This window comes from Streptococcus sp. GMD1S (genome assembly GCF_000296875.1).
GTDB lineage: Bacteria > Bacillota > Bacilli > Lactobacillales > Streptococcaceae > Streptococcus.
In genome coordinates, this window is record NZ_AJQY01000229.1 from 1 (window position 1) to 793 (window position 793).

Sequence of the window (793 nt, forward strand, 5' to 3'; positions counted from 1 at the left end):
GGATGGTCAAAGTCAATGTTGGTGATGATAGAGTATTCTGGGTGGTAAGGCATGAAGTGACGCTCATATTCGTCTGATTCAAAGACAAAATATTTGGCATTTGCTGAGCCGCGACCTGTCCCGTCACCAATCAAGAAGCTGGTATCTGTGATGTGAGACAAGACGTGTGACAACATACCTGTTGTTGAAGTTTTTCCATGAGCTCCTGCCACTCCCATGCTGACAAAGTCGCGCATAAAGCTACCTAGGAATTCATGGTAACGTTTGTAGCTGATACCATTTTGATCCGCATAGGCGATTTCAACGTTATTATCTGGACGGAAGGCATTCCCGGCGATAATTTCTAGATCACCTTGCAAATTCTTTTCATCAAACGAAAGAATGGTAATTCCTGCTTGCTCTAAACCACGTTGTGTAAAGTAGTACTTTTCAACATCTGACCCTTGAACCTTATGTCCCATTTGGTGCAACATCAAGGCCAAGGCACTCATCCCTGATCCTTTAATTCCAATAAAATGATATGTCTTTGACATGTTTTTCTCCCTTATTCAGTGATTCTTGTCAGGTTCAACTCTTGGGCAACCTGACGTTCCTGTTCTGATTGCTTATTCTTTTTATTATAAATTTGGCTCTTCTTCAGAAAATCATAGTTGTTCTTTTTAGCTTTTCCAGCTTGATTTTCTAAAGTCGGAGTCACTACTTGTCCAGCTTCTTCAGCTAAAATATAGTGGGACTGTCTCAAGTTTTTGCTAAATTTGGCAAACTCACCTGGATTTTCCTTTTGAAATGGTGC

Annotated in this window: 1 protein-coding gene and 1 pseudogene; both read right to left on the reverse strand. The window is 40.7% G+C overall.

Annotated elements, in window-relative coordinates:
* The coding region (locus GMD1S_RS08480; RefSeq protein ID WP_000048101.1) for a Mur ligase domain-containing protein at window positions 1–533 on the reverse strand (533 nt) is incomplete at its 3' end.
* Between the two features lie 11 nt (window positions 534–544).
* Window positions 545–793 (reverse strand): annotated as a pseudogene (locus GMD1S_RS12375) (cystathionine gamma-synthase); the annotation flags it as partial.